Here is a 24,154-nt window from a genome sequence, read left to right on the forward strand (position 1 = left end):
CGTCACGGGGCGGGACGTCGGTTGCCGTCACGGGGCGTGCGGGAAACCGGGCGTGCGCGGGGAAGGAGAAGCCCCGACCGGACGGGGGAATGCCGGTCGGGGCAGTCTGTGGTGGGCGCGCACGGTGGTCGCCTCTCGGCGAGATGCTCCACAGGGCTTCAGCCGGACGATCGTCCCTGTGGGCGGAAGGTGAGGCCCGGGGACACTGTCCCGTGCGCTCCCACGGCTTGTTCAACAGAAAACTACCGGTCGGTCTTCCGGAAAATCCAGCCGCCCGGGGTGATGTGCGTCACTGTGCGATGCGTGCGGTCCACCGACTACGTATCCGGGGCCAGCGGGCTGTCCCCCAGCATGGCCAGCAGATGAGCCGGATCCCGGTAGATGGCGCGCGCCCCGGCCTCCTGGAGGTCCGCGCTCGGAATGCCCCCGGACAACAGGCCGACGCACGTCACTCCGGCCCGTGTCCCGGCCCGCATGTCCCACACCGTGTCGCCCACGAACACCGCCTGCTCGGGCGGCACCCCGGCCAGTTCCAGGGCGTGCTCCACGGGTTCAGGCGACGGCTTGCCCGCCGCCACGTCGTCCGCGCTCGCCGTCGCCGCGATCGCGTCGTCCGCCCCGATCGCCTGCCTCAGCGCCGACAGCTCGCGCCCGCTCGCCGAGGTGGCGAGCACGACGTTCCAGCCGTCGTGGTCGAGCCGCCGCAGCAGCCGCCCGGCGTCCTTGAACGGCGGCAGACGGTCGAAGTACGTGCCGTACAGCGTCGTGTGCGCGGCCACCAGCATGTCGATCTCGTCCCGGTCCCGCCCGCCCAGCAGATGGGCGATCAGGTCCTCGGAGCCCAGCCCCACCGCCCGGTGGATGGCGTGCATCGGCACCTGGTGACCCGCTTGCCGGAACGCCTCCCACCACGTCGTGACATGCAGATGATTCGTGTCGACGAGGGTGCCGTCCACGTCGAACACGGCCGCCCGTCCCATGTTCAGTCCTCTCCTCCCTCACGTACCGGGCCGGGTACCACGCGCCGCGCCGGCCACACGCGCGGGTACCCGCCGCTCACGGGTCCAGGCCAGCAGCTCCTCGGCGGTCCAGGTGGTGACCACACGGTCCGCGGGCACCTGGCACTCCTCGGCCCGGGCGCAGCCGTTGATCTGCCAGTCCAGTTGCCCGGGCGCGTGGGCGTCGGTGTCGATCGCGAACAGCGTTCCCGCCTCGACCGCCCGGCGCAGCAGTCGCCGCGGCGGGTCCAGCCGCTCGGGCCGGCTGTTGATCTCCACGGCCGTACCGGACTCGGCGCACGCGGCGAACACCGCGTCCGCGTCGAACTCCGACTCCGGGCGCCCGCGCCCGGTGACCAGCCTTCCGGTGCAGTGGCCGAGCACGTCGGCCAGCGGATTGCGGACGGCCGCGATCATGCGGCGGGTCATCGCGCGCGCGTCCATGCGCAGCTTGGAGTGCACCGACACGACCACGACGTCGAGCCGGTCCAGGAGTTCTGGGTCCTGGTCCAGTGAGCCGTCCTCGAGGATGTCGCACTCGATGCCGGTCAGCAGCCGGAAGGGCGTCCACTCCTCGTTCAGCGCCGCGACCACGTCCAGTTGCCGGCGCAGCCGCTCCGTGGACAGCCCGCGGGCGACGGTGAGCCTGGGGGAGTGGTCGGTGAGCGCCGCCCACTCGTGTCCGAGCCGCGCCGCCGTGCGGCCCATCTCCTCGATCGGGCTGCCGCCGTCCGACCAGTCCGAGTGCAGATGGCAGTCGCCGCGCAACAGCGCCCGCAGCCGCTCGCCGCCCCGCTTCGGCGCGGCCCCGCCCTCCTGCTCCAGCTTCTCCAGGTAGCCGGGGACCTGCCCGGCCACCGCCTCCCGCACCACCTGGGCGGTGGTGGGGCCGATGCCCTTGAGCGACTCCAGCGTCCCGGCGGCCGCGCGCTCGGCGACCTCGTCCCCGGGCAGAGCGGCCACCACGGCGGCCGCGGTGCGGAAGGCCCGTACGCGATAGGTGGGGGCCTGGGCCCGCTCCAGCAGGAACGCGATCCGGTCCAGCGCTGTCACGGGGTCCATCGGCACCTCCCTCCTCAAGCGTTGCCCAGCCGGGTGCGGCGCGCACGACGGGCGCGTCCGGCCGCCTCGGCGCCCGGACCGCTCTACCCTCGATTGCATGACCGAAATCGCGAGTCCCCACATCTCCCGTCCGCGGATCGTGGTGCTCGGGGTCCAGCCGGGCGACCCGCCGTTCCGGATCGTGGAGGTCGACGGCGAGGTGGTCGGCGCGGCGCGCTCGCTCACCGACGTGCTGGCGCTCGCCGCGGAGGCGGGCGTCCTGGTCCACGACTGCGACGACCCGGACCTGGTCCGCTGGGTGGGCGGCGGCAAGTTCCACTGGACGCCGCGCTAGTGCTGTGGCCGGAAAGGTTCACCGGCTCGCGACGCTCGGCACGGCACCTCGCCGCGTTGTCGCATCGCCCGAATGCATCCAGTACGCGGGCGACGCTCCGCCTTGCGATGCACCGCACCGGACGCCGCGAACTTTCCGGCAAACCTTTCCGGCCACAGCACTAGCCGGTACGACGACCTGGTGCGACGACTCGGCGCGAGGCCGCCGTCGCCTCAGGCCTTGCGCGGCTTGCGCGCGTGCACGGCCCGCCCCAGTCGGCGCCCCACCAGCAGATGGCCGAGCAGCGCGCCCGCGGTGTTGAGGATGACGTCGTCGATGTCGAAGGCCCGCCCCGTGACGACCGCGCCCTGCACCAGTTCGACCAGCAGCATCACGCACGCGGTGACGAAGCCCACGCGCAGGATGCCCCGCGCCCCGGGTGCCAGTACCGGCAGCAGGATCCCGAACGGAACACCGAGCAGTATGTTCCCGCCGATCTGCCGCACGGCGTCGCGCGCCCCGGGCTGCTCAAGATAGGCGCGCAGGGAGCGCCCCGGATGCAGATTGCTGTGGACCAGCGCCCGCGACGCGGGCGACGGCTCCAGCGTGAGCCGGGCCAGCGCGGCGGCGAACGCCACCATCGCCACGAAGGCCAGGGCCATGGCCAGCAGCCGCAGCGGAAGCGGCAGCGGCCGCCGTTCCCGCTCAGGGGCCGTCTGTGCCCGGCGGAGACCGGACCTGGCGGCCAGTGCGCGCAACGCCGGATGTGCCATCGCGTCCTCCCGGTGTCAACTTCCCTCCAAGCGAAGCTGGTTACCCACTGCGGCGGCATCGAAGCCCGGCGGTGTGCAAGCCGGGACAGCCGTTCACCACTGATGAGCCTGAGGCGTACAGCCGTCGGTTTCCCCGCCCGTAGGCGGGGCACTCCGAGCAGCAGCCACCCGCGCGCGCCGCCACCTCCCGGGGCCCGCACGGTGCTTGGATGACATTCCGGACATTCCATGGCGACGGTGGACGGAGGCGGTGCATGAACGCGCGTACGACATTCCGGGCCGCCCTCGAGATCGTCCTCTGGTGGGGCGGCCTCACCATGCTCTGGATCGTTCTCATCAGCTCCGTCGACACCCTGGAGTGGGCCGTCGGCGCGGCGGCCGCACTCCTGAGCGCCGTTGTCGCACGCGCCGCACGACGGGCGGTGGGCGCCCGGTGAACGGCTGGACGCTCACGGCCACGATCGCACTCGGCGCGGGCGTCGGCGCCACGGTGTGGGGTGTCTCGACCGGACCGCTGCGCCGCCGGGTCGTCGCCCAGAACCTGTCCAGCGCCGTCGCCTGCCCGGGACTGCTGCTGCTGTCCCAGGGGTTCGGGCGCACGTCGTACGTCGACCTCGCGCTCCTGCTGGCCCTGCTGGGGCCGGTCGGCACCCTCGTCTTCGCCCGGCTGCTCGCCGACGAACTGGCCGAGGACCCGCCGCAGGCCTGGGGCATCACCCTCGCCGTCGCGGGATACGGGGCCGTGGTGGTGCTGGTGCTGTGCGCCGTCACCGGGCCCGGGCGGGCGATGGTCAAGCTGCTGGTCGTCGGGGCACTGCTGATCAGCGGCAACCTCATCGCCTCCCGGGCGCTCGCGGGCGGATTCGGGAGCCGCCGTGGATGACCCGCTGATCGTCGTCGCCCTGCTGCTCGTCGCCGCATCGGCGACCGCGGCCGTCGCCACCCGCGACCCCGCCCGCCAGGCGCTCGTCCTCGCGCTGCTCGGCCTGTGTCTGGCCGTGCTGTTCACGGTGGTGCAGGCCCCCGACGTGGGCCTGTCGCAGCTTGCGGTGGGGTCCGCGGTCACCCCGCTGCTGATCATGCTCTCGGTGCGCAAGGTCAGGAGGAGACCCAAGGACGGGAAGGGGGAGGAGCGGTGACGCGGCGCGCCCGCATGATCGTGCTGGTTCTCGGCGGCGCCTGCCTCGCGGCCCTCCTCGTCGCCGCCTGCCTCGGCCTGCCCTCCTTCGGCGGCTCCTGGCACCCCTACGGCGACCGGGCCGTCCACGCCTCCCTGTCCCGGCAGACCGCCAACACCATCGCCTCCGTCAACTTCGACCTGCGCGCCTTCGACACGCTCGGAGAGATGAGCATCCTGTTCGCGTCCGTCCTCGGCACGGTCGTCCTGCTGCGCCAGACCCGCGACGAGAAGCGCGCCACGCCGAAACCGGAGGCGGTCGCGCCATCCGTCCGCCGTTACGCGCTGATCGTGCTGCCGGTCGCCGTCCTCACCGGCCTGTACGTCATCGCGCACGGCCAGCTCAGCCCCGGCGGCGGCTTCCAGGGCGGAGTCGTCGCCGCGACCGGCCTGCACCTGCTCTACCTCGGCGCCGACTACCGCGCCCTGGAACGCATCCGGCCGATCGACGTGTACGAGATCGGTGACGCGCTCTCCGCCTCCGGCTACCTCGTCACGGGGCTCGCGGGCGTCCTCGCCGGCACGGCGTTCCTCGCCAACACCCTCCTGCCGTACGGCACGTTCAACACGCTGTCGTCCGGCGGCACCGTACCGGTGCTGAACGCCGCCATCGGCATGGAGGTGACCTGCGCGATCGTCGTCCTGCTCGCACGCTTCCTGGACCAGGCCGTCGAAATCGAGGAGGAGGACGGGAACCGATGAGCGTACTGCCGTACCTCGTGGCCGTCTGGATCTTTCTGACCGGCTGCTACGGCCTCGCGACCAGCCGCAACCTGATCCACGCGGTCGGCTGCCTCGCCGTCTGCCAGTCCGCCACCTACGTCCTGCTGCTCGCCGTCGGCTTCCGCGACGGCGGCACCGCGCCCGTCTTCTCCGACGTCAAACCCGGCTCACGGCCCGTCGTGGACCCGGTCGTACAGGCGCTCACCCTCACCGACATCGTCGTCGGCGCCACCGTCACCGCCCTGCTGCTCGCCCTCGTCATGCAGGTCGCCAAGCGCCACGGCACGGTCGACCCCGACGAACTGCGGGAGTTGCGCGGCTGATGAACCACCTGCTGCCGCTGCTCGTCGCCGTCCCGCTGCTCGGTGCGGGACTGCTGGTCGCCTGTGGACGCCGGCTGCCGCGCGTCGTCGCTGAGAGCGCCGGGTGCGTCATCTCGGCCGGCACCGCCTCACTCGCCATCTGGCTGCTCCTCAACTCCTCGCCACCGCTGACCGAATGGGTCGGTGCCTGGACGCCCGTGGGCGGCGAGAGCGTCGGCATCGTCCTCGTCGGGGACGGCCCCGGGCTCGGGATGGCCTCTCTCGCCTCCGTGCTGACGCTGGCCGCCCTCGTCTACTCCTGGCGCTACTTCGAGGAGCCGCCCCGTGGGCACGCCGGTTCCTACCCCGCCCTGTTGCTGCTGTTCCAGGGCGGCATGTGCGGCTTCGCGAGCACCGGCGACCTGTTCAACGCGTTCGTGTTCTTCGAGTTGATGGGCACGGCGGCCTACGCCCTGACCGGCTACCGGGTCGAGGAGGCCAAGGCCGTCCAGGGCGGCCTGACCTTCGGCATCGTCAACTCCCTCGGTGCCTACGCCATGCTCATGGGCATCGGACTGCTCTACGCGCGCACCGGTGAACTCGCCATGACCAAGCTGGGCCGCGGGCTGGATGCCCACGGTGGACCCGACGCGCTGACCCTCGCCGCCTTCGTCCTCGTCCTGACGGGGCTGCTGGTCAAGGCCGCCGCGGTGCCGTTCCACTTCTGGCTGCCCGACGCGCACGCCGTCGCACCCACCCCGGTGTGCATGCTGCTGTCCGGCGTCATGGTCGAACTCGGCCTGTACGGGGTCTGGCGCGTCTGCACCACCGTCTTCTCGGGGCCCGGCGGGATTCCGGCGGCCGACCTTGAGCGGGCCCTGGTCGTCCTCGGCATCCTGACCGGCGTCGTCGGCGCCGTCATGTGTTGGCAACAGCGGCACATCAAACGGCTCCTCGCCTGCTCGACCATCGCCCACATGGGGTTGTTCCTCGTCGGTGTCGGCACCCTCGTGCCCGAGGCGGACGACGGGGTCGCCCTGTACATCCTGGGCCACGCCGGAGCCAAGGCCGCCCTGTTCGCCTGCACCGGCCTCCTGCTCGACCGGTTCGGCTGTGTCGACGAGGCGGCGCTGCACGGCAGCGGCCGTCCGCTGCGCGGCGTCGCGGTGATGTTCGTGCTCGGCGGACTCGCGCTCGCCGGACTGCCCCCGTTCGGCACCTCCCTCGGCAAGGCGGTCCTGGAGGAGGCGGGCGGGCCGCTGACCGTGCTCTACGTCGCCGTGTCCGCGGTGACGGGCGGCGCGGTCCTGCGGGTCGCGGCGCGCGTCTTCTATGGGCTCGGGCCTCAGCCACAGGTCGATTCGTCGTACGAGACCACCGGCACCGGGGAGGAACCCGAGACCCGGCACCGGCTGCGCCGCATCCCGGACACCATGACGGCCGTGCCCGCCGTGCTCCTCGCCGCGTCGCTCGCGGTGGGCGTCGTCCCGGGCTTCGCGCAGACAGTGGCGCGCTCCGTGAACGAGGCCGGCTCGGGCGGTGCGGCCGTCGCGGTCCATTGGACGGCGGCCGGCGTCCTGCTGGGGCTCGTCTCCACGGTCCTCGCCCTCGCCCTGGCCGCACTCGCCGTCACCCGCCCCGGACTGCTCGCCCTCCGGGCGTGGACGCTGCCACTGCGCCGGCTGCAGTCCGGGCACGTCGGGGACTACGTGGCATGGGTCCTGATGGGCACGGCCCTGCTCGGGGTGCTCGCCCTGCCGGCCATCCTGACCGGCTGAGAGCCCCGAACACAGGACGGGGGCTCAGGTGCCGTAGGAGACCTTCACCTCCTTGAAGCCGAGGGACTTGAGCAGTCCGTCGAGCATGCTGGTGGTGTTCGTCTCCGCGCGGCCGATCAGTTCGCTCTCCTTCGCGGCCTCGGCGATGTGCTGGACGGCCAGTTTCTGCACGGCCTGCTCACTGCCGGGGTTGTCCGAGAAGAAGTCACCGATGCGGTCGAGCAGGCCGCGCTGTTTGGAGACGGCGTACGAGCGGTCGGCGTCGAGCGCGGGTTTGCCCAGGGCGGCGTGAGGCAGCCGAATGGTGGCGGACGTGCGGTCGCCGTTGACCCGGATGTCCTGCTCGCCGACCTTGCCCAGGTCGACGTAGGCGTCGACGGTGCCCGCGCCGACGTACAGGGTGCGGGTGCCGCGGATCGCCGACGGCAGGAACCTGGAGTCCTTCTCCAGGTCCACGACCACCTGGAAGTTGCCTGAGGCGGACTGGTAACGGCTCATGTCCTGGATGGACTTCAGCAGTGCGGGTCCGGACCGGTCGTGCGTGTCCGTGCCGAACAGGTCACGCAGCCCCGGGAACACGCTCAGCCGCAGCCCGGCGAAGAACACCGCGAGCAGGGCGACGAGCGCGACGACGGCCTTGCCCCAGCCGGGCATCCGCCGCCTCGCGGCCACCGATGAGGGTGCCTGCTTCGTGGACGTCGTCATCTCGACAGTCCTCCCTTCTGACAAGCGGTTGCCCGCCAGGTGCCTTGGTCGAACGCGGGGTTGCGCGGTTGGGGAAGCGGACGGCGCGGCCATGAGGTCGCTGTGAATTTCCGATGCGGTTGAACACAGCCGGGTTTCGCCACGTACCGGGAGGGGGCTTACCATGCCGAGCCGGCCAAGACGTGTAGGAGCACTGCCTTGAGACGCAATTCGCGTAGACGTCCAACGGGCGCACGACGGGCGACGTTTGCAGCTGTCGCGCTGATACTGGGCGGAGGGGGGCTGGTAGCGGCGAACGTCTACGCCTCGGCGACCGAGGGCGGCTGGGGCGGCTCGGAACAGGGCGGCGGCGACCGGGTCCTTGCCGCCGGAACCGTCACCATCGACTGCCCGGACGTCGGCCAGAAGCTCACCGACGTGCCGGCCGCGGTGAAGCCGCAGGTCGACACGGAACTGGCGACCCTGGACCAGCAGATCACGGAGGCCTACGACCGGCTGGGGGCGACGCGCCAGGCGCAGGCGGACGACACGAACTACGTCCAGAACTCCATCCTCGGCCCGCTCAAGGACCAGCGCGCCGCGGTGATCGACCGGATCAAGACCGACTACCAGCGGGCGGGCGGCACCGCCCCCGGCGCGATCGACGGCATGACCGCGTGCACGGGCGTACCGGCCGACCAGGCGCAGCCCTCGGCCGGTGGCCAGAGCGAGAACGGCGGACAGCAGAACAACGACGGCAACGCGCAGAACGGCGGCGGCCAGCAGAGCGGCAACGGTCAGAACGACGGCGGGCAGCAGGGCAACGGCGGTCAGACGGGCACGAGCGGGCCCGTCGCCTCCGACTTCGTGGACATCCGGACCGTGCAGCCGAACGTCGTCAAGCCCGTGCAGCAGGCCGGTGGCGCCACCGGTTCGTTCGAGACCAAGTGCGGTGTCAATGAGAACAAGAACCACAACACCGACAACGTGATCGTGGCGCCCGGCGTGAAGAACGGCGCGCACCATCTTCACGACTACGTCGGCAACCAGTCGAACGACGCCTTCGCCACCAACGACGCTTTCGCAGCGGCGCAGACCAGCTGTCAGAACCAGCAGGACAAGTCGTCGTACTACTGGCCGGTGCTCCGTGTGCAGGACGGCACGCAGGACTTCGACCAGAACGCCGACGGCGGCGGCAAGGAAGGCAACGTCGGCCGGATCCTGGTGGCCCGGCAGGCCGAGATCAGGTTCGCCGGCAGCCCGACGAGCAAGGTCGTGGCCATGCCCCGGTTCCTGCGGATCATCACCGGTGACGCCAAGGCCTTCACCAACGGGCCCAAGAACGCCAACGCGCACTGGAGCTGCACCGGCTTCGAGGACAAGGTGCAGCTGACGGACAAGTACCCGATCTGCCCGCAGGGCAGCGAGGTGGTGCGGTCGTTCGCGTTCCAGAGCTGCTGGGACGGCCAGAACATCGACAGCGCCAACCACCGTACCCATGTCGCCTTCGCCGACGGGAGGGGCACCTGCCCGAACGGCTTCAAGGCGATCCCGCAGCTGACGATGCGTCTGGTGTACGACGTGCCGCAGCCGGTCGTCGAGAACGGCCAGGTGAGGAACGCCTACGCGGTGGACGGCTTCCCCGAGCAGCTGCACAAGCCGATCACCGACCACGACGACTTCATCAATGTCATGACGGACGAGCTGATGAACCAGGTGGTCGACTGCGTCAACACGGGCAGGCGGTGCGGTGGCGACGCCGGTGACCAGCCGCAGAACACGCCGTCACCGTCCGCCGACGCCCCGTCCGGCGGCGGCAACGCCGGGTCCGGCTCGACCACCGCGCCCGGCGGCGGGACGGCATCCACCCCGGCCGCCACACCCGGTGGCGGTGCCGGAAACGGCTCCGGCACCACCGGCCCGCAGTCGGCGCAGCCCTGGACGGCCGCGCCGGGCTCCACGGCGCCGGCCGCAGGCGCGGGTGGCGCCGACGGCGGTGCGACCCCTGGGGTCCCCGCGTCCCCGTCGGTGGTCGGCGGCGGCGCGGTCGCCGAGCCGCGCAGCGCCTCGGAAGGGCACCCCACCGGCGCTGCCACGCGTCCCGCGGAGACCTCGGCCGCCATCGGGGATGCGACCTCAGCCGCTCCGTCCACCGCCTCCTCCACGGACCCGGCCGCTGCCCCCTCCACCACCGCGCCGGGGATCGCGCCTCAGTCGGTCTCGGGTGGCGGCCTGGCGGAGACCGGTGCGCACCTGTGGCCGGCCGCGGCCGGAGCGGTCCTGGTGATCGCGGGTCTGGTGGTGCTGCGCAGGAGCGCACGCAGGTCCTTCTGAGGCGCTTTCGCGCCGCGTGGAAGAGCGGCGGGGCCTGCCCGGATCGGACAGGTCCCGCCGCTCTCCGTTTCCGCCGCGTCCCGAACGGGGCTAGAAGGATCCGGTGGACTCCGACTCGCCCAGCACCTCCTCGAGCGACGCCGCGGGCGGCAGCACGGCCGCGAGCCCGGTCAGGCGCAGGATGTGCAGGGTCAGCGGATGGGTGCACACCAGATGCAGTGTGCCGCCCTGTGCGAGCACGCGGCGCCGGGCCCGGTACAGCAGGCGCAGCCCGGAGCAGTCGAAGAACTCCACCGGACGCAGGTCGATGACGATGCGCGGGGCGCGCCGGATGGTCGCGGAGTCCAGGAACGGGATGATCTCCACCGCGGCGAGGATGTCGATCTCACCGTGGAACTCCAGCACCGTGTGACCGCGGTCCCGGTGGATGCGCAGATGCCGGGTCAGCGGTGCGGGATCCTGCCCCACGTCGACATCGCCTCCCCCCGCCAACTCCTCGCACCAGCCCGCAACTTACCCTCGGTAGAGTGAATTTGAGCATGTTCGATTGACATATGTCTTCGAATTGAGGGCGAGTCGCGGGTGAAGGTCGCGGCGGACTCTCGTTCGGCCGCGGCGGACCTACGACAACGCGTGCCAGGCCTTCGACAGTGCCTGACGGAACTGGTCGGCCTGGTGCGACGTGAGGTCGCGGACCATCCGCTCCTCAAGCTCCCGCACCGGAGAGGCGACCCTCGCCAGCAGCTCGCGTCCGGTGTCGGTCAGCAGGATCAGCAGTTCCCGGCGGTTGCGCGGGCCGACGGTGTCGTCGAGACCACCGGCAGCGTGGCCGTGCTGCGCCAGGGCGCCGACGCGCTGGCCGCGCGCGGCACTCTGGTCGTCGTCGGCGCCCCGCCCTTCGGCACCGAAGTAGCCATGGACGTCAACGGCTTGCTGCCCGGCAAGCAGATCGTGGGCATCACCCTGGGGGACAGCGAGACCCAGACGCTCATCCCGGCCCTCGTCCAGCTGGTCAAGGAGGGGCGGCTCCCGCTGGACCGCCTGATCGGCACCTATCCGTTCGCGGAGATCGACCAGGCGGTGCGGGACATGAGCGCGGGCAAGACGATCAAGCCCGTGCTCATCTTCTGAGCGCGCGGTCGGTCCACCAGCAGGACCGGCCGCCCGGAACGTCCACGGCGGACGTTCCGGGCGGCCCGCTGACACTCGAAGCCCCGGCGGCCCTCAGGCGTCCGGCGCCGCGTACACGCGCGCACCCCCGACATAGGTGAGCGCCACGCGTGTCTCGCCGATCGCCTCGGGCGGCCCGGCGTACGGGTCGCGGTCCAGCACCACCAGGTCCGCCAGCGCGCCCGGGCGCACGGTCCCGGTGTCGTCCAGGTGGTTCACGTACGCCGACCCCGCCGTGTACGCCGTCAGCGCGTCCGTGAGGCCGATCCGCTCCTCGGGCAGGAACGCCGGACGCGAGCCGCCCGGAAGCACCCGGTTGACGGCGACATGGACGCCCTGCATCGGATCGGGACTGCTCACCGGCCAGTCACTGCCCGCCGCCAGGGTCGCCCCGGCCCGCAGCAACGCGCCGAACGGATACTGCCGGCCGGCCCGTTCGGGCCCGAGGAACGGGATCGTCAGCTCGTCCATCTGCGGCTCGTGCGCCGCCCACAGCGGCTGGATGTTCGCCGTCGCGCCGAGCTGCGCGAAGCGGGGCACGTCGTCGGGGTGCACGATCTGCAGATGCGCCAGATGCGGCCGCGTGTCGCTCGGCCCGTTGGCCTTGCGGGCCGCCTCGACGGCGTCCAGCGCGTTCCGTACGGCGCGGTCGCCGAGTGCGTGGAAGTGGCACTGGAAGCCCAGCGCGTCCAGCTCGGTGACGTACTCCGGCAGCCGGCCGGGGTCGACGAAGCTGGTACCGCGGTTGGCGGTGGCGCAGCCGCACGCGTCCAGGTACGGGTCGAGGAGCGCCGCCGTGCCGGTCTCGGCGACCCCGTCCAGCATCAGCTTGACGCTTCCTGCGCGGAACCTGCCCTGGCTCGACGCGGCCCGCCGCTCGAGGAGTTCGGGTATCTGCTCGGCGCCGCGCCCGCGGTCCCACCACAGGGCACCGACGACCCGCGCGGTCAGCGAACCCTCCCGTGCTGCCGTCACATAGGCATCCGAGGGGTCGTCCATCCCCAGGAAGTCCCCGACCAGCGCGTCCTGCCAGGCGGTGACGCCGAGCGCGTGCAGATGCCGCTGGGCGTGCAGCAGCGCGGCGAGCCGGTCGGCCGCCGTGGCCGCGGGCGTGAGCCGGCCGACAAGCCGCATCGCCCCTTCCTGGAGCACGCCCGTCGGCTCCCCGGACGCGTCGCGCTCGATCCGCCCGTCGGCCGGATCCGGAGTGTCCCGGGTGACGCCCGCACGTTCCAGGGCCCGGCTGTTGACCCAGGCGCCGTGATGGTCCCGGTTGGGCAGGTACACCGGCCGGTCCGAAACCACCGCGTCGAGCAGCTCGCGGGTCGGGGCACCGCCCTCGAAGGCCTCCATGGACCAGCCCCCGCCGGTGATCCACTCGCGGTCGGGGTGCGCCTCGGCGTACGCCCGTACCGCGGCGAGGGTCTCCTCGGCGGTCTTCGTCCCGGTGAGATCGCACTGGGCCATCTCCAGGCCGGCGGGCACCGGATGGATGTGCGCGTCCTGGAAGCCGGGCAGCAGCAGTCGTCCGGCGAGGTCGACGACCTCGGTCCTCGGACCGGTCAGTTCCCGCGCCGCGGGGTCGCCGACGGCGGCGATCCGGTCACCCACGACCGCGACCGAGGTGGTGACGGGCCCGTCGGAGGTGAGGACGGGACCGCCGGTGAAGAGGAGATCGGCCTGCATGATGTCCGTTTCTTGACGAGGGGACGGTGATCAGCTGTGTGTGACGAGGAGTTGGGGCGCGTCGGCGTCCGTGCCGTGCCCGGTGCGGAAGTACGGCGATCTGCGCACCCACTTGGCCCAGGCGGCCGCCGCGAAGCCGGAGGCCACCATCAGCGTGGGCATCAGCAGCAGGAACCAGCCGTTGTCCGCGCGGAGCGCGAGGTGATCGGTGGAGGTGTAGAAGGACCAGCCGAGGTAGCCGCCGAGCCCGAGCAGCGCGAGGGCGCTCAGCGCGGGCAGCACCACGGCCCGAACCCCCTGCCGCCAGTCCTGTCGCAGCAGCCCCCGGAAGCGGGCGGCCGCCGCCAGCGCGGTGAGAGCGTAGGAGAGCGAGACCACGATGCCCACCGCGTTGACCGTCGCCATGATCATGTCGGAGAGGCGGGGGATGACCAGCGACAGCGCGGCGACCGCGGCGGCCAGGCCACCGATCAGCAGCGTTCCGGCGGCCGGCGTCCCGTACCGTGGACTGACCTTCGCCCACACGGTCCCCAGTGTCCGGTCCCGGCTCATCGCGAACATGGCACGCGCCGTCGGGATCACCCCCGCCTGCAGCGAGGCCACCGCCGAGAACATCAGCGCCACCAGTGGCAGCGCGGCCAGCGGCTGGGAGGCCAGCCGGTCCCCGAAGTACGCCAGGCCCTGCGCGCCGTGACCGGCCAACTCCTGTTGCGAGAGCACTCGTTGGAAGGCGACCGAGCCCAGCAGGAACAAGGCGAGCATGGTCAGCAGCGTGGTGATGCCGGCGCGGGAGGCGTCCCGCGCATCGCGCACCTCCTCGGTCACACTGAACGCCGCCTCGAAGCCCCAGTAGCAGAACACCGACAGCAGCAACCCCTGGGCGAGTGCCGACGCCGACGGGATGGCGAACGGGTCGAACCAGCTCAGCCGGAACGGGTGCGGGCCGGTGACGATGCCGTAGCCGCAGAAGCCCAGCAGCACCGCGTACTCGAAGACGAGCAGCCCGCTCTGCAGCCGGGCCGCGGTGCGGACACCGGTGACGGCGGTCAGGGTGACCGCGACCAGGAGCAGCAGGCCCACCGCCGTCGTCTGCGCGGTCGAACCCGGGTCGAGCGCCAGCCCGGCGACCCGGTGCAGCCCGGCCTCTCCGGCCAGTTGCAGCACCGCCGAACCGGTGACGGCCGTGGTGTAGGCGAGGAACGCCACCGTGGCCACGATGTTCACCCAGCCGACCAGGAACCCCAGCCAGGGCGTGAGTGAACGGCCCACCCACACATAGCCGTTGCCGGCGTTGGGCTCCACCCGGTTCAGCCGGGAGTAGGCGCCCGCGATGCCGAGGATCGGCAGGAAGGCGAGCAGCATGATGGCCGGCAGATGCAGCCCGACCACACCGGCCGTCACCCCGAGCCCGATGCCGATGCTGGTGGTGGCCGCCGTGCTGGAGGCGGCGATGGCGACGCCGTCCACCACGCCCAGAGACTTGCGGAGAGAGGGATGCGCGGGCGGGTCCGCGCCGTAGGGGGTCCGTGTCATGACGGGCTCCGATCGCACCGGGGGGCCCGGATGAGCCCCGGTGACCGGAAATGAAACTGCTCGGGCCCTTAACAGGTCAACGCTGTTGACATAAGGTGCCCGCACCCGGAACGAAGGGCCGCCGCCGGGCCCCTGCGGGCCGCCGGACGCCCCTGGACAGCAGTCGGGAGAGCCCATGACCGACCGAGTGGTCCCACCCGCCGCGCGCCGGCGCAGGCGTCCCACCAAGACCGGTGTCGTCCTGACCGAGGAACTCATCGTCGACACCGCGATGCGGCTGCTGAAGGAACACGGCGCCGACGCCCTCACCGTGCGCCGCCTCGGCCGCGCCCTCGGCGCCGACCCCACCGCGCTGTACCGGTACTTCCGGGACACCGACGACCTGCTGCTCGCCATCGCCGACGAACTCATCGGCCGGACGCTGCGCGTGTGGCGCCCCACCGGACAGTGGCGCGCCGACCTGTGGGACCTGGGACTGCGCATGCACGCGGGGGCTCTCGCCCATCCACAGGCGTCCGTCCTGAGCGCCTACCGGGTGACCGGACGGGTGCACGAGATCGAGGCCGTGGAGACGATCCTCGGGGTACTGCGCGGGGCCGGGTTCCCGGACCGCGAGGCCGTACGGATCTACCACGCGTTCGTCGACCAGGCCCTGGCCTTCGCCGCCCTCGACGCGGCGAACGCGTCGCTTCCGCGCACGGCCCGCGAGGCGGAGACGGAGGTGTGGCGCACCACCTACGCCCGGCTGCCCGCCGAGACGCACCCGAACATCGCGGCGACGGCCCGCCATCTCGTCGCCGACATGGGTCACGGCTCCTATCCGGTCGCGCTCGGCCTGTTGCTGTCCGCCGCGGCGGCGCGGCTGGCGGAGCTCGGGAGGCCCACCGGCGCCGGGCGGTGAGCGGGTCGTGACGGACTGAAAACGGGGGCGGCGGATACCCGGGAGCGTATGCGGGCGGGACAGCGCCGGCCCGCGCCCGAAGGAGGAAGCATGCCCACGGTACTGGCGGGCGTCGTGGTCCTGGACTGCGCCGAGCCCGAGAAACTCGCCGCGTTCTACAAGGACCTGCTCGGCGCCGAGGAGACCGACGCCACCGCGAACCGGGTGGAGATCCGCAGCGCCGACGGGTTCCGGATGGCGTTCCGCCGCGATGTCAACGCCACCCCGCCCAGCTGGCCCCGCCCCGAGAACTCCCTCCAGGTCCACCTCGACTTCCTGGCGCAGGACCTCGACGAGGCCGAGCGCAGGGTGGTCTCCCTGGGCGGGCGCCCGCTGGAGGCCAAGGAGGCGCCGGGCCCGTTCGAGGAACGCGGCTACGCGGACCCCGCCGGCCACTCCTTCACCGTGCGGCGCACGAGGGCCACGGCGCCGAAGCAGGGGTGAGCCGACGACTTCCGCGCCCCGGTGAGGCCGGGCCGGCCTCACCGGGGCGACGCACAGGACCGGCGCCGGGGGCCGGGGAACGGTGCTCGGTCCCGGCGCTCGGAGACGGGAGCGCTGCCCCGGCCCCGGGAACCGGGCGTGCGACGCTCGGCCCCGGCGCCGGGAACCGGGCGTGCGACGCTCGGCCCCGGCGCCGGAGCGAGGTGGTTGGGCCGTGCGTGCAGACTCAGTCCCGGCCGCCCTTGTCCCCGCCCGGCCACACGCCCGTCGACCGTTCGATCGCCTTCGCCCCCGTGCGGTCCGCCAGGCTGCGCGCGACCGCGAACAGGGCGCCCTGAAGCGCCGCGGCGAGCAGCACCTCGCCCCAGCCGCGGTCCCGGTCCAGCGCGTCGGGCGCGTCGTCCTCGTGACGTATCGCCTTCCACGTCGCCCGGAAGGCGTATCCCGCGAGGGCCCCGCTCGCCCAGCCGAGGGCGAACCCGACAGGCCGGTAGACGAGCGGAAGCTTCGGTTTCTTCTTGTCGTGGGCCACGTTTCCCTCCTTGTGTGTCCCTGCCTTGTGCGTACGTGTCCAGGCGCCTTCAGGGCCGCCCCTCGGCCGGAACCCGCTCGGCCGCGGGTACCGGTCCCGGCGGTGTCCCGTCACCGAACGGACGCCCGCCGAGGTCCTCCCGGCCGTGCGGCGTGAGCCAACCGGCCAGGTCCGGTCCGAGCGGCACGATCCCGGTGGGATTGATGCCCGTGTGCACCTGGTAGTAGTGCCGCTTGATGTGGTCGAAGTCGACGGTGTCTCCGAAACCGGGCGTCTGGAACAGATCGCGGGCGTACGCCCACAGCACCGGGTCCTCCGCCAGCTTCCAGCGGTTGCACTTGAAGTGACCGTGGTAGACGGCGTCGAAACGGACCAGCGTCGTGAACAGCCGGATGTCGGCCTCGGTGATCGTGTCACCGACCAGGTAGCGCTGTCCGGCCAGGCGCTCGGACAGCCACTCCAGCCGGCCGAACACGTCCGTGCACGCCTCCTCGTACTCCTTCTGCTGGTGGGCGAAACCGGCCCGGTACACCCCGTTGTTGACGTCCTTGTACACGAGGCTCATCACGTCGTCGATCTCGTCGCGCAGCCGCTCCGGGTAGAGGTCGGGCGCGCCGCTCCGGTGCAGGGACGTCCACTCGGTGGCCAGGTCCACAGTGATCTGCTGGTAGTCGTTCGTGACCAGCCGGCCGCTCGGCACGTCCACGACCGCCGGCACGCTGACCCCGCCGGGGTATCCGGTCTCACGGGCGTCGTAGGCCTCGCTGAGGTAGCGGATGCCGAGGACGGGATCGCGGCCGTCGGGGTCGAGGGTGAACCGCCAGCTGCGGTCGTCCTGGATGGGATCGGCGATGGCCAGCGACAGGGCGTTCTCCAGCCCGAGCAGCCGCCGCGAGATCACGGCCCGGCTCGCCCAGGGGCAGGCCCGGCTGGCCACCAGCCGGTAGCGGCCGGCCTCCACCGGCCAGCCGTCGCGCCCATCAGCGGTGATGCGGTCGGCGAAGTGGCTCCTGGACCGCTTGAACTGCTTCTTCCCGTACGCGCTGTTGCTGTACTCGCTGTTGCCGTCGGTCATGCGGCCCCTCCTCGCACCGGCTTCCGTCGCACGCCGCTCGGGTTCCCCGATTTGCGTCCCGACACCGTGTGAGAGGCGCGGATGGGGGCAATCGGGCGAGGTGAGCGAGACATCCTCGGACAGGGAACGGAACAGTACGGCAGTCACACGGGCGCCCTTGGACGACGGGCCGCCGCGACCCGAGCCGGAGCGGCGCGACGGGTCCTCGGACGGCAGCACACGTGTCACGGTGCTCGTGGCGCTCGGCGCCAACCTGCTGATCGCCGTGGCCAAGGCCGTCGGGGGACTCCTCGCCGGCTCGCCGGCGCTGCTGTCCGAGGCGGCGCACTCCGTCGCGGACAGCCTGAACGAGATCTTCCTGCTGGCCGCGCTGCGCCGCAGCCGTCGCCCGGCCGACCGGCGTCACCCCTTCGGTTACGGCAAGGAACGGTTCTTCTGGTCGCTCCTCGCGGCCGTCGGCATCTTCGTCATGGGCGGCTGCTTCTCCTTCTTCCAGGGCATCGAGGCGCTGAAGAGCGGCGCGGAGGAGTCGCACAGCGGCTATGTCGCCGGGCTCGTGGTGCTCGGGGTGGCGCTGGTGTCGGAGGGCGTCTCCCTGGTGCGGGCCCTGCACCAGGTGCGCCGGCAGCACGGCACGTCCCTGCGGGTACTGCGCGACCCCGCGCTGCGGACCGTCCTCGCCGAGGACAGCACGGCGGTGCTGGGCGTGGTCCTCGCGATCGTCGGCATGGCGCTGCACATGGTCACCGGGCAGGTCGTGTGGGAGGCGTCCGCGTCGCTGGCGATCGGCGCGCTGCTCGTGTACGTCGCCTACCGGCTCGGCCGTGACGCCCGCGACCAGCTGATCGGCCAGGCCGCCGATCCCGACCTCAGCCGCCGGATCCAGGAGCTGCTGCAGGCACAGTCCGAGATCGACAGCGTGGAGGCGTTGCAGACCATGCAGCTGGGCCTGGAGTCCATCCTGGTCGCCGCCCGGATCGACCTCGTCCCCGGCCTGGACAGCGAGGAGGTCGAGGACGTCGCGGTGCGCATCAAGCGCTCGCTCACCCGGGAGGTCCCCCAGGCCGACCAGATCTTCCTCGACATCACGGACGCCCCGACCCGCGCGGCGTCCCGGCAGCCGGACACGCACACGAAGAGCCCCGCCGCGACGGGGGAACACGGCGGGGCCTGAGGCACGGTTGCCCCGCGCAGAGCGCGTCATGCAGGTCAGTTCCGACGGGCCGCGCGTGCACCGTACGACCGCGGCCGCCGCGTCGGCGCCCGGTTGAGGCTGCGCACCCCAGGGATCATTCTGAGGATATGGAGCAAGCCGCCGCTGCGGCGATCGTCGATGCCCGGGGCACGCTGACGGGATGGAGCGAGGGTGCCCAGCGGCTGACGGGATACACGGCCGAGGAGGTCGTGGGACGCGCCGCACAGGAGCTGCTCGCCGAGGACGCGGCGCAGCCGGGGCTGACCGCCCTGACCGGCACCGCCGTCCTGCGCCACCGCGACGGCCACGCCGTCCCGCTGTGCCTGAGCGTGCACCCCGTGACGGGGGCGGACGGCTCCCCGCAGGGATTCGTCGTCACCACCGCGCCCGCCACGGCGGACGCGGTGCTGGTGGCCAGGGCTTTCCAGCAGGCGCCGGTGGCGATGTCCGTCTTCGACCTGGGGCAGCGCTACATCCGTGCCAACGACAGGGCCGGCGAGATCCTGCAGGTCGACGCCGACACGTTGACCGGGCGGTACCTGCCCGACACGGTGGCCGACGACGAGTCCGGCCGGCGCTTCCACCGCCAGCTGCGCCGGGTCGCCGAGACCGGGCTCCCGCTGCACTACGAGAGCTACACACGCGCCCCGTCGGAGCGCCGGGAGCACGCCTGGACCATCGACATGTGGCCGGTGTGCGGCGCACCCGGCGAGATGACCGCCGTCGCCATCTCGGCCGTGGACAACAGCGAGCAGTACTGGGCGCGCCGGCGCCTGGTCATGCTCAACGAGGCCTCCACCGTCATCGGTACCACGCTGGACGTGCCGCGCACCGCCGGGGAGCTGCTGGAGGTGGTCGTCCCCGGGTTCGCCGACTTCGCCAGCGTGGACCTGCTCGACTGGGTTCTCGGCGCGGACGAACCGCCCGTCGAGGCGGAGGGAGACGTCGTCCTGCGCCGCATCGCCCACCGGTCGGTCACCGAGGGCACGCCCGAGGCGGCCGTCCGGCTCGGAGACGTCGACACCCATCCTCCCTTCTCGCCGCCCGCGCGGGCCCTGCGCGAAGGCCGCGCCGTGCTGCGCCGGGCCGGCGAACCCGACTTCGACCGCTGGGTGCAGGAGCGCAACGTCCGAGGGATGGGCGACTCCGCGTACCGCAGGGGCGCCCACTCCCTGGTGGCGGTGCCGCTGCGAGCCCGCGGCACCACCCTGGGCGTCGCGGTGTTCGTGCGTACCGTCAGTCCCGGCCCCTACGCCGCGGACGACGCCGTGCTCGCCGAGGAACTGGCGAGCCGGGCGGCCGTCTGCGTCGACAACGCCCGCCGCTTCGCCCGCGAACGCGCGACCGCGCTCGCCCTCCAGCACAGCCTGCTGCCGCGCGGCCTGCCGGGACAGGCCGCGGTGGAGGTGGCCCACCGCTATCTGCCGTCGGGATCGCTGGCCGGTATCGGCGGTGACTGGTTCGATGTGATCCCGCTGTCCGGCAGCAGAGTCGCCCTCGTCGTAGGTGACGTCGTCGGACACGGCATCCGCTCCTCGGCCACCATGGGCCGGCTGCGCACGGCCGTGCGGACCCTGGCCGACGTGGACCTGCCGCCCGACGAACTCCTTACCCACCTGGACGACCTGGTCATCCACCTGGTCACGGGCGAGGGCGGCGACGAGGTGGGCGAACTCGGGGCGACCTGCCTGTACGCGGTCTACGACCCCGTCACCCGCCGCCTGGCGCTGGCCGCCGCGGGACACCCCGCGCCGGCCGTCCTCGCCCCCGACGGCACCGCCCGGCTCGTCACGATGTCTGCGGGTCCGCCGCTCGGCGTCGGCGGTCTCCCCTTCGAGGCGAGGGAGCTCGACCTGCCGGAGGGCTCGCTGATCGCCCTGTACACGGACGGGCTGATCGGCGAGGGTCGCGAGCGCGACCTGGACCACGGCACCACCGAGCTGTGCCGTGCCCTGGCGACCCCGAGCGGCTCCCTCGACGCGCTGTGCGACACGGTCCTGAAGTCGGTGCTGTCCGAGGAGCCCGGCGACGACGTGGCCCTGTTGCTGGCCCGCACCCGGGCCCTGGGCGCCGACCGGGTGGGCACCTGGGACGTTCCGCCGGACCCCGCGTCCGTGGCCACGGCCCGGCAGTACGCCGTCGACCGGCTCGCCGACTGGGGTCTGGACGAGGCCGGCTTCGTCACGGAACTCGTCGTCAGCGAACTGGTGACCAACGCGATCCGCTACGGCGGGCCTCCCATCCAGCTGCGGCTGATCCGGGACCGCTCACTGATCTGCGAGGTCTCCGACGGCAGTTCGACCTCACCGCATCTGCGTCGCGCGCACGCCTACGACGAGGGAGGCCGCGGCCTGCTTCTGGTCGCCCAGCTCACCCAGCGCTGGGGCAGCCGGCAGACCAGCGAGGGAAAGACGATCTGGGCCGAACAGCCGCTGTCGGCCTGACCGGCGGCCCGCACCGCGTTCGAGCCGCACGGACCAGCGGCCCGTGCGGCTCGGCGAGAGGGGGTCACGTCCCGGTCGGCTCCAGCACGAAGACGGGGATCGCCCGGTCGGTCTTCTTCTGGTAGTCGGCGTACGGCGGATACGCGGCGACGGCCCGCTCCCACCACGCCGCCTTCTCCTCGCCCGTCACCTCACGGGCCGTCATCTCCTGCCGCTGCGGGCCGTCCTGAAGCTCCGCCGTGGGATGCTGCTTCAGGTTGTGGTACCAGACGGGGTGCTTGGGCGCGCCGCCCAGCGAGGCCACGACGGCGTACCGGCCCTCGTGTTCGACACGCATCACGGGAGTCTTGCGGATCTTGCCGGACTTGGCGCCGAGGGTGGTGAGGATGACCACGGGAAGCCCCGTGTCGAGCAGCGTCGTGCCCTTCGTGCCGCCCGAACTCTCGTACAGCTCGACCTGTTCGCGCACCCACTGCTCCGGGCTGGGCTCGTACTCGCCCTCAAGAGGCATGGCATCCGTCCCATCGTCGTGTACGACTGCTGTCTCGTCGGTGGTGCCGCGGACCCGTGCCCGGGGCCGCGGGCCACACGGTTCACGATTCAACACCAGCCGTCGGCGGATTCATCCTCACCACGCGCCGGCCGGCATCCGGGTCGCCAGCGCCGCGATGACCGCGCAGGAGACCAGCGCCGTCACCAGCCGGCCGCGCCGCCCGGTCAGTGCCCGGCCGAGCAGTGCACCGCCGCCAGCCAGGAGCAGCTGCCAGCTCGCGGACGCGGCGAACGCCGCGAGCACGAACCCGCCCTGGTCCAGGAGCCGTACTGTCTCCGTGGTGCGGCTGCCGACCACCAGCGCGACGAAGTAGACGACGGTGGTGGGGTTGAGCAGCGTGACGCCCAGCAGACCGAGATACGCCCGCGCGGGGCCCGGCGGCACCGCATCGGACGTCGCGGCGGTCCGGGACGAGCGGTACCGGTGCACGGCGCGGACGCCGCCGTGCACGGCGAGCGCGGCCAGCACCAGCGCCGCCGCCCAGCGCAACGGGACCAGCACCGGCTGGAGCGCCGCGGCGAGGGCGCTGCCGCCGGCGGTCGCCACCAGGGCGTAGAGCCCGTCGGCGGTGGCGACACCGAGCGCGGCGCACGCTCCGGTCCGCAGGGACGTACGGGCGGTCAGGGACACCAGGTAGGTCCCGACCGCACCGACGGGCACCGCGATGCCGTAGCCCGCGACCAGGCCGGCGACGAGTGCGGCGGTCATGGCAGGTAGGTCATGGGCCTCCGCGGCCGGCCGCAGTGCTGCTGTCGTGTCCGGACCCCGTGAACGGCGGCGGAGGACGGCGACAGAAGGGCTTCGGCGATCGGCATGCGCAGAGCCTGGACGACCGGCGGCGCACGGGCAAGCGAATTACTTTGGCCATATGCGGCGGCCGACGCATCTGGCCGAACTTCGAGTGGCCCTGTAGATGCCCGAGGCATCTAATGATGATCGGCAAAGGGAATCTTCGTGCGAGGTCATTCATGACGAAAACCGGTACGACCGTGTCAGAACCCGTCGCCTTCCCCCAGGACCGCACCTGCCCCTACCATCCGCCCACCGCCTACGAGCCGCTCCGCTCGACCCGACCCCTGACCCGGGTCACCCTCTACGACGGCCGCGACGTGTGGGTGGTCACCGGACACGCCACCGCCCGTGCGCTGCTCGCCGACCCGCGCCTGTCCTCCGACCGGACCCGGTCCGCGTTCCCCGCCGTCACCGCACGTTTCGCCGCCGCCCGCAACCGCAGGCTCGCCCTGCTCGGCGTCGACGATCCCGAGCACCGCACCCAGCGCCGCATGCTGGTGCCGAGCTTCACGCTCAAGCGGGCCACGGCACTGCGCCCGCGCATCCAGGCCATCGTCGACCGGCTCCTGGACGCCATGGAGGCCGCGGGCCCGCCGGCCGAACTGGTGAGCGCCTTCGCGCTGCCGCTGCCGTCGATGGTGATCTGCGCGTTGCTCGGCGTGCCGTACGCCGACCACGACTTCTTCGAGGAGCAGTCGCGCAGGCTGCTGCGCGGTCCGGCCGTGGCCGACACGCAGGACGCCCGCGACCGGCTGAACACCTACTTCGAGGAGCTGATCGACCGCAAGCATGAGGAACCGGGGGACGGACTGCTCGACGAGCTGATCCAGGAGCAACTGCGGGAGGGCGCCCTCGACCGGGACGAGCTGGTCTCCCTGGCCACGCTCCTGCTGGTCGCCGGGCACGAGACGACCGCCAACATGATCTCCCTCGGCACCTTCACCCTGCTGCACCACCCCGAACAGCTGGCCGAACTGCGCGCCGACCCGGGTCTGATGTCCGCCGCGGTGGAGGAGCTGCTGCGTTTCCTGTCCATCGCCGACGGGCTGGTGCGGGTGGCCACCGAGGACATCGAGATCGCGGGTAGGAGGATCCGGGCCGAGGAGGGCGTCCTGTTCTCCACGTCCGTCATCAACCGCGACACCGCCGCCTTCCCCGAACCGGACACCCTCGACTGGCACCGCCCGGCCCGTCACCACGTCGCCTTCGGGTTCGGGATCCACCAGTGCCTCGGCCAGAACCTGGCGCGGGCCGAGCTGGAGATCGCCCTGCGCACGCTCTTCGACAGGCTGCCCGGACTGCGGCTCGCCGCCCCGGCGGAGGAGATCCCCTTCAAACCGGGCGACACGGTCCAGGGGATGCTGGAACTCCCCGTGAACTGGTAGGAGGCTGCGGCCATGACCGACATCTCCATCTCCATCGACCCGGACGTCTGCATCGGAGCCGGCCAGTGCGCCCTGACCGCCCCAGGAGTCTTCACCCAGGACGACGACGGCTTCAGCCAGGTGCTGCCCGGCAAGGAGAACGGCGGTGGCGACCCACTGGTGCGGGAGGCGGCACGCGCCTGCCCGGTGGGCGCCATCACCGTCTCCGAGAAGGGAAGTTGAAGGAGGCCGACCCCGGCGGGCCCGGGAGGAACCGGCCGA

25 protein-coding genes and 2 pseudogenes are annotated in these 24,154 nt (G+C 72.2%); 15 read left to right on the forward strand and 12 right to left on the reverse strand.

What is annotated here, in order from left to right:
- Positions 1–317: 317 nt before the first annotated feature.
- Together ACZ7L1_RS26335 and ACZ7L1_RS26340 are read right to left on the reverse strand one after the other, a co-directional pair.
- Positions 318–980, reverse strand: a complete 663-nt coding sequence (locus tag ACZ7L1_RS26335) for an HAD family hydrolase (RefSeq protein ID WP_471440483.1) — start codon at positions 978–980, stop codon at positions 318–320.
- 18 nt (positions 981–998) lie between these two features.
- On the reverse strand, positions 999–2,060 hold the full coding sequence (locus tag ACZ7L1_RS26340) for a PHP domain-containing protein (protein WP_471440484.1): 1,062 nt from the start codon (positions 2,058–2,060) through the stop codon (positions 999–1,001).
- 97 nt (positions 2,061–2,157) lie between these two features.
- Between ACZ7L1_RS26340 and ACZ7L1_RS26345 the strand changes: the two genes are divergently transcribed.
- On the forward strand, positions 2,158–2,394 hold the full coding sequence (locus ACZ7L1_RS26345; RefSeq protein ID WP_471440485.1) for a hypothetical protein: 237 nt from the start codon (positions 2,158–2,160) through the stop codon (positions 2,392–2,394).
- A gap of 212 nt (positions 2,395–2,606) precedes the next feature.
- On the opposite strand, the gene ACZ7L1_RS26350 is transcribed toward ACZ7L1_RS26345, so the two are convergent.
- Positions 2,607–3,146: a VanZ family protein gene (locus ACZ7L1_RS26350; protein ID WP_471440486.1), complete on the reverse strand. Its 540-nt coding sequence runs from the start codon at positions 3,144–3,146 to the stop codon at positions 2,607–2,609.
- Between the two features lie 254 nt (positions 3,147–3,400).
- Here ACZ7L1_RS26350 and ACZ7L1_RS26355 point away from each other — a divergent pair, with 254 nt between their 5' ends.
- The 6 genes from ACZ7L1_RS26355 to ACZ7L1_RS26380 are packed head-to-tail and all read left to right on the forward strand — an operon-like array spanning position 3,401 to position 7,126.
- Positions 3,401–3,583: a hypothetical protein gene (locus tag ACZ7L1_RS26355; protein ID WP_471440487.1), complete on the forward strand. Its 183-nt coding sequence runs from the start codon at positions 3,401–3,403 to the stop codon at positions 3,581–3,583.
- Positions 3,580–4,029 (forward strand): MrpF/PhaF family protein, encoded by a 450-nt coding sequence (locus ACZ7L1_RS26360; RefSeq protein WP_471440488.1) that lies wholly within the window; start codon positions 3,580–3,582, stop codon positions 4,027–4,029. The genes ACZ7L1_RS26355 and ACZ7L1_RS26360 overlap by 4 nt, the downstream gene beginning before the upstream one ends.
- The gene (locus tag ACZ7L1_RS26365) at positions 4,022–4,285 is read left to right on the forward strand and encodes a Na(+)/H(+) antiporter subunit B (RefSeq protein ID WP_471440489.1); all 264 of its coding nucleotides are present in this window, start codon (positions 4,022–4,024) and stop codon (positions 4,283–4,285) included. Before ACZ7L1_RS26360 ends, ACZ7L1_RS26365 begins: the two co-directional genes overlap by 8 nt.
- The gene (locus tag ACZ7L1_RS26370) at positions 4,282–5,025 is read left to right on the forward strand and encodes an MnhB domain-containing protein (RefSeq protein WP_471440490.1); all 744 of its coding nucleotides are present in this window, start codon (positions 4,282–4,284) and stop codon (positions 5,023–5,025) included. Before ACZ7L1_RS26365 ends, ACZ7L1_RS26370 begins: the two co-directional genes overlap by 4 nt.
- A complete protein-coding gene (locus tag ACZ7L1_RS26375) occupies positions 5,022–5,369 on the forward strand; it encodes a sodium:proton antiporter (RefSeq protein ID WP_471440491.1) in 348 nt (115 codons plus the stop codon). Before ACZ7L1_RS26370 ends, ACZ7L1_RS26375 begins: the two co-directional genes overlap by 4 nt.
- On the forward strand, positions 5,369–7,126 hold the full coding sequence (locus ACZ7L1_RS26380; protein WP_471440492.1) for a complex I subunit 5 family protein: 1,758 nt from the start codon (positions 5,369–5,371) through the stop codon (positions 7,124–7,126). Before ACZ7L1_RS26375 ends, ACZ7L1_RS26380 begins: the two co-directional genes overlap by 1 nt.
- Before the next feature lie 24 nt (positions 7,127–7,150).
- On the opposite strand, the gene ACZ7L1_RS26385 is transcribed toward ACZ7L1_RS26380, so the two are convergent.
- Complete coding sequence (locus tag ACZ7L1_RS26385) at positions 7,151–7,831, reverse strand: DUF4230 domain-containing protein (RefSeq protein ID WP_471440493.1); 681 nt, start codon at positions 7,829–7,831, stop codon at positions 7,151–7,153.
- Positions 7,832–8,029: 198 nt separating this feature from the next.
- Here ACZ7L1_RS26385 and ACZ7L1_RS26390 point away from each other — a divergent pair, with 198 nt between their 5' ends.
- A complete protein-coding gene (locus ACZ7L1_RS26390; protein WP_471440494.1) occupies positions 8,030–10,144 on the forward strand; it encodes a DUF1996 domain-containing protein in 2,115 nt (704 codons plus the stop codon).
- A gap of 90 nt (positions 10,145–10,234) precedes the next feature.
- Here ACZ7L1_RS26390 and ACZ7L1_RS26395 read toward each other — a convergent pair whose 3' ends face one another.
- Positions 10,235–10,612: an anti-sigma factor antagonist gene (locus ACZ7L1_RS26395; RefSeq protein ID WP_471440495.1), complete on the reverse strand. Its 378-nt coding sequence runs from the start codon at positions 10,610–10,612 to the stop codon at positions 10,235–10,237.
- A gap of 153 nt (positions 10,613–10,765) precedes the next feature.
- Positions 10,766–10,939, reverse strand: a pseudogene (locus ACZ7L1_RS26400) (MarR family transcriptional regulator); the annotation flags it as partial.
- Here ACZ7L1_RS26400 and ACZ7L1_RS26405 point away from each other — a divergent pair.
- Positions 10,940–11,275 (forward strand): annotated as a pseudogene (locus ACZ7L1_RS26405) (zinc-binding dehydrogenase); the annotation flags it as partial.
- 93 nt (positions 11,276–11,368) lie between these two features.
- Here the strand turns inward: ACZ7L1_RS26405 and ACZ7L1_RS26410 are convergent.
- Both ACZ7L1_RS26410 and ACZ7L1_RS26415 read right to left on the reverse strand, forming a co-directional pair.
- Positions 11,369–13,000: an amidohydrolase gene (locus ACZ7L1_RS26410; RefSeq protein WP_471440496.1), complete on the reverse strand. Its 1,632-nt coding sequence runs from the start codon at positions 12,998–13,000 to the stop codon at positions 11,369–11,371.
- Positions 13,001–13,030: 30 nt separating this feature from the next.
- The gene (locus tag ACZ7L1_RS26415; RefSeq protein WP_471440497.1) at positions 13,031–14,533 is read right to left on the reverse strand and encodes an APC family permease; all 1,503 of its coding nucleotides are present in this window, start codon (positions 14,531–14,533) and stop codon (positions 13,031–13,033) included.
- A 175-nt stretch (positions 14,534–14,708) separates the two neighbouring features.
- Here ACZ7L1_RS26415 and ACZ7L1_RS26420 point away from each other — a divergent pair, with 175 nt between their 5' ends.
- Complete coding sequence (locus ACZ7L1_RS26420) at positions 14,709–15,434, forward strand: TetR/AcrR family transcriptional regulator (RefSeq protein WP_471440498.1); 726 nt, start codon at positions 14,709–14,711, stop codon at positions 15,432–15,434.
- A gap of 90 nt (positions 15,435–15,524) precedes the next feature.
- Positions 15,525–15,917: a VOC family protein gene (locus ACZ7L1_RS26425; RefSeq protein WP_471440499.1), complete on the forward strand. Its 393-nt coding sequence runs from the start codon at positions 15,525–15,527 to the stop codon at positions 15,915–15,917.
- A gap of 226 nt (positions 15,918–16,143) precedes the next feature.
- Here the strand turns inward: ACZ7L1_RS26425 and ACZ7L1_RS26430 are convergent, their stop codons facing one another.
- A complete protein-coding gene (locus ACZ7L1_RS26430; RefSeq protein ID WP_103843591.1) occupies positions 16,144–16,449 on the reverse strand; it encodes a DUF4235 domain-containing protein in 306 nt (101 codons plus the stop codon).
- Positions 16,450–16,498: 49 nt separating this feature from the next.
- On the reverse strand, positions 16,499–17,524 hold the full coding sequence (locus ACZ7L1_RS26435) for a glutathione S-transferase family protein (RefSeq protein WP_471440500.1): 1,026 nt from the start codon (positions 17,522–17,524) through the stop codon (positions 16,499–16,501).
- A 157-nt stretch (positions 17,525–17,681) separates the two neighbouring features.
- On the opposite strand from ACZ7L1_RS26435, the gene ACZ7L1_RS26440 reads away from it, so the two are divergent.
- Together ACZ7L1_RS26440 and ACZ7L1_RS26445 are read left to right on the forward strand one after the other, a co-directional pair.
- On the forward strand, positions 17,682–18,698 hold the full coding sequence (locus tag ACZ7L1_RS26440; protein ID WP_471440501.1) for a cation diffusion facilitator family transporter: 1,017 nt from the start codon (positions 17,682–17,684) through the stop codon (positions 18,696–18,698).
- A gap of 128 nt (positions 18,699–18,826) precedes the next feature.
- Positions 18,827–21,163, forward strand: coding sequence for a SpoIIE family protein phosphatase (locus ACZ7L1_RS26445; protein ID WP_471440502.1), 2,337 nt, complete (start codon positions 18,827–18,829; stop codon positions 21,161–21,163).
- A gap of 64 nt (positions 21,164–21,227) precedes the next feature.
- Here ACZ7L1_RS26445 and ACZ7L1_RS26450 read toward each other — a convergent pair whose 3' ends face one another.
- Positions 21,228–21,674, reverse strand: coding sequence for a nitroreductase family deazaflavin-dependent oxidoreductase (locus ACZ7L1_RS26450; RefSeq protein WP_471440503.1), 447 nt, complete (start codon positions 21,672–21,674; stop codon positions 21,228–21,230).
- Positions 21,675–21,791: 117 nt separating this feature from the next.
- Entirely contained in the window at positions 21,792–22,424 is a 633-nt protein-coding gene (locus ACZ7L1_RS26455) for a LysE family transporter (RefSeq protein ID WP_471440504.1), read from the reverse strand.
- 260 nt (positions 22,425–22,684) lie between these two features.
- Between ACZ7L1_RS26455 and ACZ7L1_RS26460 the strand changes: the two genes are divergently transcribed.
- Positions 22,685–23,893 (forward strand): cytochrome P450, encoded by a 1,209-nt coding sequence (locus ACZ7L1_RS26460; RefSeq protein WP_471440505.1) that lies wholly within the window; start codon positions 22,685–22,687, stop codon positions 23,891–23,893.
- A gap of 21 nt (positions 23,894–23,914) precedes the next feature.
- Positions 23,915–24,115: a ferredoxin gene (locus ACZ7L1_RS26465; RefSeq protein WP_471440575.1), complete on the forward strand. Its 201-nt coding sequence runs from the start codon at positions 23,915–23,917 to the stop codon at positions 24,113–24,115.
- Positions 24,116–24,154: the final 39 nt, after the last annotated feature.

The sequence above is a fragment of the Streptomyces sp. NPDC107546 genome (assembly GCF_055639175.1).

Bases quoted from the DNA above. Each gene is read 5' to 3' on its own strand.
- ACZ7L1_RS26345 (WP_471440485.1), top strand. From the start codon at position 2,158: ATGACCGAAATCGCGAGTCCCCACATCTCCCGTCCGCGGATCGTGGTG.
- ACZ7L1_RS26450 (WP_471440503.1), bottom strand. From the start codon at position 21,674: ATGCCTCTTGAGGGCGAGTACGAGCCCAGCCCGGAGCAGTGGGTGCGC.
- ACZ7L1_RS26355 (WP_471440487.1), top strand. From the start codon at position 3,401: ATGAACGCGCGTACGACATTCCGGGCCGCCCTCGAGATCGTCCTCTGG.
- ACZ7L1_RS26420 (WP_471440498.1), top strand. From the start codon at position 14,709: ATGACCGACCGAGTGGTCCCACCCGCCGCGCGCCGGCGCAGGCGTCCC.
- ACZ7L1_RS26410 (WP_471440496.1), bottom strand. From the start codon at position 13,000: ATGCAGGCCGATCTCCTCTTCACCGGCGGTCCCGTCCTCACCTCCGAC.
- ACZ7L1_RS26415 (WP_471440497.1), bottom strand. From the start codon at position 14,533: ATGACACGGACCCCCTACGGCGCGGACCCGCCCGCGCATCCCTCTCTC.
- ACZ7L1_RS26340 (WP_471440484.1), bottom strand. From the start codon at position 2,060: ATGGACCCCGTGACAGCGCTGGACCGGATCGCGTTCCTGCTGGAGCGG.
- ACZ7L1_RS26460 (WP_471440505.1), top strand. From the start codon at position 22,685: ATGACGAAAACCGGTACGACCGTGTCAGAACCCGTCGCCTTCCCCCAG.
- ACZ7L1_RS26435 (WP_471440500.1), bottom strand. From the start codon at position 17,524: ATGACCGACGGCAACAGCGAGTACAGCAACAGCGCGTACGGGAAGAAG.
- ACZ7L1_RS26380 (WP_471440492.1), top strand. From the start codon at position 5,369: ATGAACCACCTGCTGCCGCTGCTCGTCGCCGTCCCGCTGCTCGGTGCG.
- ACZ7L1_RS26455 (WP_471440504.1), bottom strand. From the start codon at position 22,424: ATGACCGCCGCACTCGTCGCCGGCCTGGTCGCGGGCTACGGCATCGCG.
- ACZ7L1_RS26385 (WP_471440493.1), bottom strand. From the start codon at position 7,831: ATGACGACGTCCACGAAGCAGGCACCCTCATCGGTGGCCGCGAGGCGG.
- ACZ7L1_RS26445 (WP_471440502.1), top strand. From the start codon at position 18,827: ATGGAGCAAGCCGCCGCTGCGGCGATCGTCGATGCCCGGGGCACGCTG.
- ACZ7L1_RS26375 (WP_471440491.1), top strand. From the start codon at position 5,022: ATGAGCGTACTGCCGTACCTCGTGGCCGTCTGGATCTTTCTGACCGGC.
- ACZ7L1_RS26350 (WP_471440486.1), bottom strand. From the start codon at position 3,146: ATGGCACATCCGGCGTTGCGCGCACTGGCCGCCAGGTCCGGTCTCCGC.
- ACZ7L1_RS26425 (WP_471440499.1), top strand. From the start codon at position 15,525: ATGCCCACGGTACTGGCGGGCGTCGTGGTCCTGGACTGCGCCGAGCCC.
- ACZ7L1_RS26335 (WP_471440483.1), bottom strand. From the start codon at position 980: ATGGGACGGGCGGCCGTGTTCGACGTGGACGGCACCCTCGTCGACACG.